General features: G+C 63.5%; 11 protein-coding genes and 1 pseudogene. 3 read left to right on the plus strand and 9 right to left on the minus strand.

The window, feature by feature from the left end:
• From RMO81_RS04690 to RMO81_RS04715, 6 genes are all read right to left on the minus strand, one after another.
• Positions 1–344 (minus strand): NAD-dependent epimerase/dehydratase family protein (locus RMO81_RS04690; protein WP_409049580.1); only part of this gene is annotated, 344 nt, incomplete at its 3' end.
• A 70-nt stretch (positions 345–414) separates the two neighbouring features.
• The gene (gene clpS / locus RMO81_RS04695) at positions 415–759 is read right to left on the minus strand and encodes an ATP-dependent Clp protease adapter ClpS (RefSeq protein WP_310474608.1); all 345 of its coding nucleotides are present in this window, start codon (positions 757–759) and stop codon (positions 415–417) included.
• A 192-nt stretch (positions 760–951) separates the two neighbouring features.
• Positions 952–1,788: a TIGR01841 family phasin gene (gene phaP / locus RMO81_RS04700; protein WP_310474599.1), complete on the minus strand. Its 837-nt coding sequence runs from the start codon at positions 1,786–1,788 to the stop codon at positions 952–954.
• Between the two features lie 98 nt (positions 1,789–1,886).
• Positions 1,887–2,435, minus strand: a complete 549-nt coding sequence (locus RMO81_RS04705; protein ID WP_310474600.1) for a hypothetical protein — start codon at positions 2,433–2,435, stop codon at positions 1,887–1,889.
• Positions 2,435–2,689: a cold shock domain-containing protein gene (locus tag RMO81_RS04710; protein WP_310474601.1), complete on the minus strand. Its 255-nt coding sequence runs from the start codon at positions 2,687–2,689 to the stop codon at positions 2,435–2,437. Before RMO81_RS04710 ends, RMO81_RS04705 begins: the two co-directional genes overlap by 1 nt.
• Entirely contained in the window at positions 2,686–3,042 is a 357-nt protein-coding gene (locus RMO81_RS04715; RefSeq protein ID WP_310474602.1) for a M67 family metallopeptidase, read from the minus strand. The genes RMO81_RS04710 and RMO81_RS04715 overlap by 4 nt, the downstream gene beginning before the upstream one ends.
• Before the next feature lie 53 nt (positions 3,043–3,095).
• Here RMO81_RS04715 and RMO81_RS04720 point away from each other — a divergent pair, with 53 nt between their 5' ends.
• Genes RMO81_RS04720 through mtgA form a run of 3 tightly spaced genes read left to right on the plus strand, consistent with a single transcriptional unit; the run spans position 3,096 to position 5,709 of the window.
• A complete protein-coding gene (locus tag RMO81_RS04720; RefSeq protein WP_310474603.1) occupies positions 3,096–4,058 on the plus strand; it encodes an RluA family pseudouridine synthase in 963 nt (320 codons plus the stop codon).
• Between the two features lie 4 nt (positions 4,059–4,062).
• Positions 4,063–4,977, plus strand: coding sequence for an RNA polymerase sigma factor RpoH (gene rpoH, locus RMO81_RS04725; RefSeq protein WP_310474604.1), 915 nt, complete (start codon positions 4,063–4,065; stop codon positions 4,975–4,977).
• 39 nt (positions 4,978–5,016) lie between these two features.
• Positions 5,017–5,709, plus strand: coding sequence for a monofunctional biosynthetic peptidoglycan transglycosylase (mtgA, locus tag RMO81_RS04730; protein WP_310474605.1), 693 nt, complete (start codon positions 5,017–5,019; stop codon positions 5,707–5,709).
• A 322-nt stretch (positions 5,710–6,031) separates the two neighbouring features.
• Here the strand turns inward: mtgA and RMO81_RS04735 are convergent, their stop codons facing one another.
• From RMO81_RS04735 to RMO81_RS04745, 3 genes and pseudogenes are all read right to left on the minus strand, one after another.
• Entirely contained in the window at positions 6,032–7,126 is a 1,095-nt protein-coding gene (locus tag RMO81_RS04735) for a zinc-binding dehydrogenase (RefSeq protein WP_310474606.1), read from the minus strand.
• Positions 7,127–7,149: 23 nt separating this feature from the next.
• Complete coding sequence (locus RMO81_RS04740) at positions 7,150–7,476, minus strand: YbaB/EbfC family nucleoid-associated protein (protein ID WP_310474607.1); 327 nt, start codon at positions 7,474–7,476, stop codon at positions 7,150–7,152.
• Between the two features lie 8 nt (positions 7,477–7,484).
• A pseudogene (locus RMO81_RS04745) lies at positions 7,485–8,159 on the minus strand (DNA polymerase III subunit gamma/tau); the annotation flags it as partial.

Consider the following 8,159-nt stretch of genomic DNA (forward strand, 5'->3'; position numbering starts at 1 on the left):
AGCGGCAGCAGTGCGCGCGCAACCAGCGCGGGGCCGATGGTGTTGATCGCAAAGGCGGTCGCCAGCGCGTCGGCCGAAAGCTGGCTGTTGGCCTTCTCCGGCGCCAGTGCATTCCCGTGCAGAACGCCCGTGGCGATGAACACCAGATCAGGCGCGATGGTCAGTGCGGCAGCGGCGGCTTCGATGCTGGCGGGATCGGTGAGATCAAAGCCGCCGCTGCGGCTCCAGCGCGTGATCTGCGCGCCGTCCTGTTCAAGCAGCGCCGCAAACGCTGCGCCGATGCCGCCGGTGGCGCCGACGACAACAGCATGAAGACCGGGCTGAAAGCTGGAGAGGAGGGTCATGCACCCCGCTTAGCGCGGGCGCAGGCAGAGGGCATGGGCCGCGTGGTCGCAGGCTATTCCTTCTCCCCAGTTATTCCTTCTCCATCGTGCACTGCAACGGATGCTGGTGCTGACGGGCAAAATCGGTGACCTGGTTCACCTTGGTTTCGGCCACTTCATAGGTGAAGATGCCGCACACGCCGACGCCGCGCTGATGCACGTGCAGCATTACCCGGGTTGCATCCTCGATGCTCATCTTGAAAAAACGCTGCAGGGTGAGGACGACAAATTCCATCGGGGTATAATCGTCGTTCAGCATCAGCACCTTGTACAGCGCTGGCTTGGCCGTCTTGGTTTCCGGCTTGGTGGCCAGACCCACGCCGGTGCGGCCGCCGCCGCCCGCGGCATCGCCGGCGTCGCGCTCTTCATCTGTCATGCGCGGATCAAGACCAGCCAGCATCAAGGGAAATCCGGGCAAAAGAGGAGGAATTGACCCCTATATAGCAAATCGGCGCGCCAAAAAAAGGGGCGCGACAACGCAAAAGGGGCGAGCCGCCGATTGGCCGCTCGCCCCCTTGCCGTCACGCCTGCCCAGTCGGGCGGCGCAGCATGCGTATTTGCCAAGCGATTACTTGGTGGTCCAGGCCGACTTCAGCTTGTCGGTGGCAACCGCCATCTGGTTCTGCATCGGCTCCATCACTTCGCCGGCGAGCTTGACCATCATTTCGGTCATCTTGCTGTACTGGGCGACGGCTTCGTCGAACTGGGCCTTGGCGAAATCGCTTTGCAGCTGCATCAGATCGTTCGGGGTCTTGGCCGTCGACATGGTCTTCATCATGGCGGTGGTGCCTTCGAACGACTTCTTCGATGCTTCGGTCATGTGCGCCATCAGCTGCTCGACGCCGGCAGTGGCGGCCTTGGCCGAGGTCATCAGCGCATCAACGTTGGTGCGCGTCACTTCGGACATTTCTTCCATGCTCTTCTTGCTGGCTTCGACAGCTTCCTTGGACTTGGCAGCGACCTGCTCCATGGCGGCCTTGCCATTGGTCATGGCGGTTTCGGCCTGGGTGCTCAGCTTGCTGACGGTGCTGCGAACGGCGTCCTGGGTGGATTCAAATTTGGTGGCCATGATCGGCTCCTTTCGTGCGGAAATGGGTGAGGGTGAAGTGGCGGCAATCGGGGTAACGGCCGCTGCGGGTTCCAGATCGGCTGGTTCCGGCGTGAACTTCGACTTGGCGGCAACCGGGGCCACCACTTCAGGTTCGGGCGCCGGCGCAGGCACAGTTTCTGGCGCCGGAGCAGCGACAGTCTCAACCACCACTTCAACCACCGGTACGACCGGTGCAGTTGCGATGGTCACGGCTTCAGCCTTTGCTGCAGGGGCCGCCTTGGCCGGCGCATTTGCCTTGACCGGCGCACGCTTGGTGGCTGGCTTGGACTTGGGCGCTGAGGTCTTGGTGGTCATCTGCGTCTCCGGCTTTGCTGCAATGCAACATAGCCTCAGACAATGACGGTTTCAAGAGGGCTTATGTTGCAGTGCAGCAAACTTTCTGCCGGCCGTTTTCAGCTTGGGGGCAAGCCCCAATGTAAACCATTGCCATCACAGGAAAGTGTCTTGCCAGCCCGTTCGGCGGTTGCCAGCAACATGCTGGCCACGGCGCTGCGATTGTCGCTGGCGGGCGCGCCGGCAAACACCGCGGCGACCGAATCGGGCCAATTGCAGCCTTGCGGCACCGCCACCCCATCAACCGTTACCACCAGTGCCCGCGTGCGGTTAAGATCGGCCACCAGCATGGCGCACCCGGCCACCAGCGGCGCCATGCCATCGATGGCATCACCCGAAAACTGCCAATCAACGCTGGTGCCATCCAGCCCGGCCATCACCAGCCGGCCCAGCGGCGCGCTGGCCATGGCGTTTTCGCCGGCGCCAAGGGCCAGGCGCACCAACCGCAGCCGTCCGGTCAGGCGCACTGCGCCAGATTGGACCAGTTCGTTGATCTCGGCATCTGGTTTCACATCGTCCAGCAGTTCGCTGGCGGTCATCACGCTGGCAATCGGTGTTGCCAGATCATGGCACAACCAGCGCACAACCCAATGGCTCAAGTCACTCATTACACTACCCCCGGTTCGGCGGAGCTATCCTTGTCCCCGCCATCGTCTCGCATCATCAGGCCCAGCGCAATCAGGCGGCCATCGCCATCCTGCGCCAGTTCGAAATCCAGTCGCTCCCCCGGCTGCAACCGCGCCAGCCCGGCAGCATTCACCGCCGAAACATGCACGAACACATCACGCGGCCCCAGATCCGGCGTGATGAAGCCATAACCCTTCTTGCCATCAAACCACTTCACTTCGCCACTGGCCATCATGTCACCTCGATGGCGACGGGGCGAAAGCTGCCACTACTGTGCGGCAGCCATGCCAACATGTCGCCGCCAGCGATGATCAGCCAGATCTGGCCGTTTTCCGTGGCGCGGGCGGCATCGCGCGCCGATGGCTCGCGGCGGCTGTTTGGGTGGCTGTGCCAATGGCCGATCACGTGGCGGCCTTGCCCCCGCGCGGTGCGGTGGGCGCTGAGCAGGATCACCGGATCAATCTCGAAACTGCGCGTTGGATCGCGCGCGACATTGCGCGCCGGCACCAGCGTTTCCACCTTGCCGTCGTTGCCGAGCAGCAGGCCGCACACTTCCTCGTCCGGAGTGGCGGCTGCTGCTTCCAGCAAAATCTGCCGATCCCCGCTTGATATCTGCAACTTCATGCCGACATCGCTAAGCCATGGGGGACGAGAAGTCGATATTGATCACCTTGCCGGCCACGGCGGCCGGCCAGCGTCTGGACAAGGCGCTGGCCGAAGCGGTGCCGCTGTACAGCCGCGAACGGTTGAAAAATCTGGTGCAGGGCGGTCGCCTGACCGGCCCGGCCGGCGTGATCTGGGATCCGGCCACCAAGATGAAGGGCGGCGAGGCGCTGACGCTGGACGTGCCCGAAGCCCGCCCTTCCGCCACGATCGCCCAGAATATCCCGCTCAGCATCGTATACGAAGACGATCATCTGCTGTTGGTGGACAAGCCGGCCGGGCTGGTGGTGCATCCGGCGGCCGGCAATTATGATGGCACCATGGTCAATGCGCTGCTGCACCATTGTGCCGGGCGGCTGTCGGGCATTGGCGGCGTGGCGCGGCCGGGCATTGTTCACCGCATCGACAAGGACACATCGGGGCTGCTGGTTGTCGCCAAGACGGACAAGGCCCACGAAGGCCTGGCCGCGCAGTTTGCTCGCCACGATGTTGATCGCCGTTATACCGCGGTGGTGGGCGGTGTGCCGGTGCCGCCGGCTGGCCGCATCGAAGGCGCGCTGGCCCGCAGCAGCACCAACCGCCAGAAAATCGCCATCGTGAAGGATGGCCGCGGCAAGCATGCGGTCACGCATTTTCGCACCATTGCCGCCTTCACCGGCGCGGCGCAGGTGGAATGCCGGCTGGAAACCGGCCGCACCCACCAGATCCGCGTTCACATGGCATCCATTGGCCATGCCTTATTGGGTGATGCGGTTTATGGGCGCGCGCCCGGAAAACTGGCGGCAATGCTCAAGGAACTGGGCTTTGAACGCCAGGCCCTGCACGCCGCGACACTGGGATTTTTGCATCCCGTGACCCAAGAAAAGCTTTCTTTCGAAAGCCCCCTGCCAGCCGATATGGTGGCGTTGATCGGTCGCCTCGATGGGACCGAACAGGAGTGAGACGATGAGTTCAAATCTTCCCGCCGTGAAGCCGGCGAGCATCCCGGCGCTGGGTTCCGAGGCCGGGCTGAACCGCTATCTGGCCGAAATCCGCAAGTTTCCGCTGTTGGCGCCAGAGCAGGAATATATGCTGGCCAAACGCTGGGCCGAGCATCAGGACCCGGCCGCCGCTACCAAGCTGGTGACCAGCCACCTGCGGCTCGTGGCGCGCATTGCCATGGGCTATCGCGGCTATGGCCTGCCCGTGAACGAGCTGATTGCCGAGGGCAATATCGGCCTGATGCAGGGCGTGCGCAAATTCGATGCCGAAAAGGGCTTCCGCCTCGCCACTTATGCCATGTGGTGGATCAAGGCGGCGATCCAGGAATATATCCTGCGCAGCTGGTCGTTGGTGAAGATCGGCACTACCGCCGCGCAGAAGAAACTGTTTTTCAACCTGCGCCGCCTGAAGGGCAAGATCGGCGCAGTGGAAGATGGCGATCTGCGCCCGGAACAGGTTGATCATATCGCCACCACGCTGGGCGTCGGCAAGGATGAAGTCGTCTCGATGAACCGGCGCATGGGCCATGGCGGTGATGCCAGCCTGAACACGCCGCTGCGCGAAGAAGGCGAAGGCCAGTGGCAGGATTGGCTGGCCGATGATGGCCCGCTGGCCGATGAACTTCTGGCCGACAGCGAAGAGCGTGATCAGCGCCACGGTCTGCTGGTGCAGGCAATGGCGACATTGAACGAGCGCGAGCGCGACATCCTCACCCAGCGCCGTCTGATCGACGAGCCGGAAACGCTGGAGGAACTCAGCCAGCGCTACAGCATCAGCCGCGAACGCGTGCGCCAGATCGAGGTGCGCGCCTTTGAAAAGCTGGCCAAGGCGATGCAGGAAGCCGCTGCCGAACAACGATTGCTCCCCGAGCCCGTGTAAGCAATTGACGGCTGCGCCCGACTGGCGGCAGATGCAGCCATGATCGGTCGTGCAATCGGATTTCTTGTCAGCTGGTTCTTCCGGGCGCTGGCCGCTGTGTTCGTGCTCAGCCTGATCTGGGTGATCGCCTATCGCTTTGTGACGCCGCCGGTGACGTGGCTGATGGCGCGCGATTCGGTGGCCGGCCAGAAGGTGAAATATACGTGGGTGCCGCTCACCGCCATGTCACGCAGCCTGCCGCGCGCGGTGATCGGCGCCGAAGATGCCAATTTCTGCTATCACAACGGCATTGATTTCGAAGCCGTGAAGGCCGCAGCCCAGGCCAATTATCAGGGCCGCAAACTGCGCGGCGGCTCCACCATCAGCCAGCAGACGGCCAAGAACGCCTTTTTGTGGCCACAGCGGTCCTATGTCAGGAAGGGGCTGGAAGTGTGGTTCACCGGCCTGATCGAAATATTCTGGGACAAGCCGCGCATCATGGAAGTCTATCTCAACATCGTTGAAATGGGCCCCGGCATCTATGGCATGCCGGCGGCGTCGATCCACTATTTCGGCACAAGGGTGGACCGCCTGTCACCCGCCCAGGCGGCAAAACTGACCGCCATCCTGCCGCAGCCGATCAAGCGCAGTGTCAACAAGCCATCAAAATCGGTGCGCCGCTATGCCCGCCGCATCGAGCGGCGGGTGCGGGTGGTGCGCGACGGGGGAATTGATACCTGCCTGTGGAACTGACGAAGCGAGCGACGCATTTGGTCTTCGTGGAGCAAGGCAAGCAATGCGCCGAATAGATGTCAGATGCCTAGCTTGTGGCCACAAAGGGTTGGCCAAGCAGGAAGATTTGGAAGGTAATCGCATCAAGTGCGGTAAGTGCAAACAAAAGCGGTTCGAAGCCTTTTCTTACAATGAAGGTATTGCCGCACCCCCCGCTAGACCTAAGCTGACTATTGGTCGGCGGTGTCGCTGGTGTGACGCTCTGATTTCTGAAGTGTGGCTATCTAAACACCCGACAGCAATGCGCTGTGAAGCTCATTCAGATCAACGGATGCGGTAAGCCTCAGGCTGGCACCACCAGATACTTCTGCCCCGTCGCCCGGCGATACCAGCCCGCCACGGCGGCCGGTTCCAGCATTTCTTCCAGGCTGACCTTGTGGCTGTAATGGCTGGCAAAGGTCGTGGTCAGCTCGTCGGAAACGCGTTGTTTCAGCCGGGCATAAGCGCCGGGCCCGAACGTGCGCAGGCGCGGGAACAGCAGCCAGCCGCCCATCGCCCAGGCCATGCCGAAACCGCGCCCAAAGCTGGTTGGCGCCATGTCGAGCCCGCCATAGATATAGACCTGCTTGAGCACTTCCGAGCCATAGCGGCTGTAGCCGCCGGGACGGGAGTTGATGGCGGCTTCCATCGCGGTCAGGATCTGCCCGGCCAACTGGCCACCGCCGATGGCATCAAAAGCCAGCGTCGCGCCGGTTTCGGTGCAGGCCGCCACCAGTTGCGCCATGAAATCGGGCGCGGTCGAATCGATGACATTGCTCGCGCCAATGCCCTTCAGGATCGCCACCTGCTCGGCTGAACGCACGATGTTGACCAGCGGCACGCCATCGGCCTTGCAGATCTTCACCAGCATCTGGCCCAGGTTCGACGCGGCAGCGGTGTGGATAATGGCGCTGTGGCCTTCGGCGCGCATGGTTTCAACAAAGCCCAGCGCGGTCAGCGGGTTGACGAAGCAGGATGCGCCCTGTTCCGCCGTCGCCCCTTCGGGCAGCAGCAGTGCCTCCTCGGCCTTCACCACGCGATAATCGGCATAGGTCGCGCCGCCGATGATAGCCACCTTGCGGCCCAGCAGATGTTCGGCACCAGCGCCCGCGGCGACCACGGTGCCGGCGCCTTCGTTGCCGCACGGCATGGCCTGATCGACCCGCGCGGCCATCGCCCGCATCAGCGCTGGCGGCACGCTGGCCCGGATGGCGCCGGGCTCGCCGCGCGCGGTGGTCATGTCGGCCGCGCCGGTGAGCAGGCCGATGTCGGACGGGTTGATTGGCGCTGCTTCGATGCGAATCTTGATTTCGCCGGCCCCGGCCTCCGGCTCTGGCACGTCGGCCAGCGCGAGGACGAGTTCACCGGCAGAGGTGATGGTCGAATGAAGCTGGCGCATGGGTCGTGTCCTTTGGTTTGAAATCAGAAATCCGGCAGCTTGAAACCGGGCGGCAACTGCATGCCGGCGGTCAATTTGCCCATTTCGCTGCTGCCGGCCTGATCGGCCTTGGTCTTGGCGTCATTGAACGCCGCCACGATCAGATCTTCCAGCATTTCCTTGGAATCAGCCGTGAGCAGCGATGGATCGATGTTCAGGCCGCGCACCGCGCCGCGGGCCGTGGCGCGCACCGTCACCAGGCCGCCGCCCGACGCACCTTCCACCTCGATCTGGTCAAGCTGCGCCTGGGCGCGGGCCATCTGTTCCTGCACGTTGCGGGCAGCTTCCATCAATTCTTCAAGGCTGGGCATGGTTCTTCTCAGGCAGTTTGGTTGAGGGGGGAAAGTTCGGCTTCGGGAAAAGCGGTGAGCAGCGCGGCCACAGTCGGGTCTTCGCGCATCTGTGCCTCCAGCGTGGCCAGCCGGGCAAGCTCTGCTTCGCGCAAGGTTGGCGCACCGCCATCCGTTTGCCAGTCGATCTGCCATTTCTCGCCGGTCCATTCTTCAAGGCTGCGCGCAATGGCCAGCGGCACATCCTTGGGCAGGCCATTGGCAGCCAGCACCAGTTGCAGCGGCGCAAAGCGGACCAGCCGCACATCATCGGTGAGATAATGCGCCAGTCGCGCTTCGCTCTGGCGGCGGAACAGGGCGACCATGGCCTCGAAACTGTCGGGCATTTCGCCCACTGGCGGCGCGCTGACCGGCGGCGCGGCAGGAAGGGCGGCAGCTGGCGCACCAGCCGGGGCACCAGCCAGCGGGGGGGCTGGCGCAGAGGGCACCGTGGTGGTCGCGCCCTGCTGCTGCAATTGTTTCACCAGCGCGCCCGGATCGGGCAGATCAGCGACATGGCACAACCGCAGCAGCGCCATTTCGGCGGCCTGCAGCGGCACCGGCGCGGCCTGCACTTCCTCCAGCCCCTTCAGCAGCATCTGCCACAGCATCGAAAGGCGCGGGAAGGTCAGCGCCTGCGCCCAGCCATCGAGCGCCGCCTGTTC

Source organism: Sandarakinorhabdus sp., assembly GCF_031422795.1.
GTDB lineage: Bacteria > Pseudomonadota > Alphaproteobacteria > Sphingomonadales > Sphingomonadaceae > Sandarakinorhabdus.

Bases quoted from the DNA above. Each gene is read 5' to 3' on its own strand.
- RMO81_RS04710 (WP_310474601.1), bottom strand. From the start codon at position 2,689: ATGATGGCCAGTGGCGAAGTGAAGTGGTTTGATGGCAAGAAGGGTTAT.
- phaP (WP_310474599.1), bottom strand. From the start codon at position 1,788: ATGACCACCAAGACCTCAGCGCCCAAGTCCAAGCCAGCCACCAAGCGT.
- RMO81_RS04735 (WP_310474606.1), bottom strand. From the start codon at position 7,126: ATGCGCCAGCTTCATTCGACCATCACCTCTGCCGGTGAACTCGTCCTC.
- RMO81_RS04705 (WP_310474600.1), bottom strand. From the start codon at position 2,435: ATGAGTGACTTGAGCCATTGGGTTGTGCGCTGGTTGTGCCATGATCTG.
- mtgA (WP_310474605.1), top strand. From the start codon at position 5,017: ATGATCGGTCGTGCAATCGGATTTCTTGTCAGCTGGTTCTTCCGGGCG.
- rpoH (WP_310474604.1), top strand. From the start codon at position 4,063: ATGAGTTCAAATCTTCCCGCCGTGAAGCCGGCGAGCATCCCGGCGCTG.
- clpS (WP_310474608.1), bottom strand. From the start codon at position 759: ATGACAGATGAAGAGCGCGACGCCGGCGATGCCGCGGGCGGCGGCGGC.
- RMO81_RS04740 (WP_310474607.1), bottom strand. From the start codon at position 7,476: ATGCCCAGCCTTGAAGAATTGATGGAAGCTGCCCGCAACGTGCAGGAA.
- RMO81_RS04720 (WP_310474603.1), top strand. From the start codon at position 3,096: ATGGGGGACGAGAAGTCGATATTGATCACCTTGCCGGCCACGGCGGCC.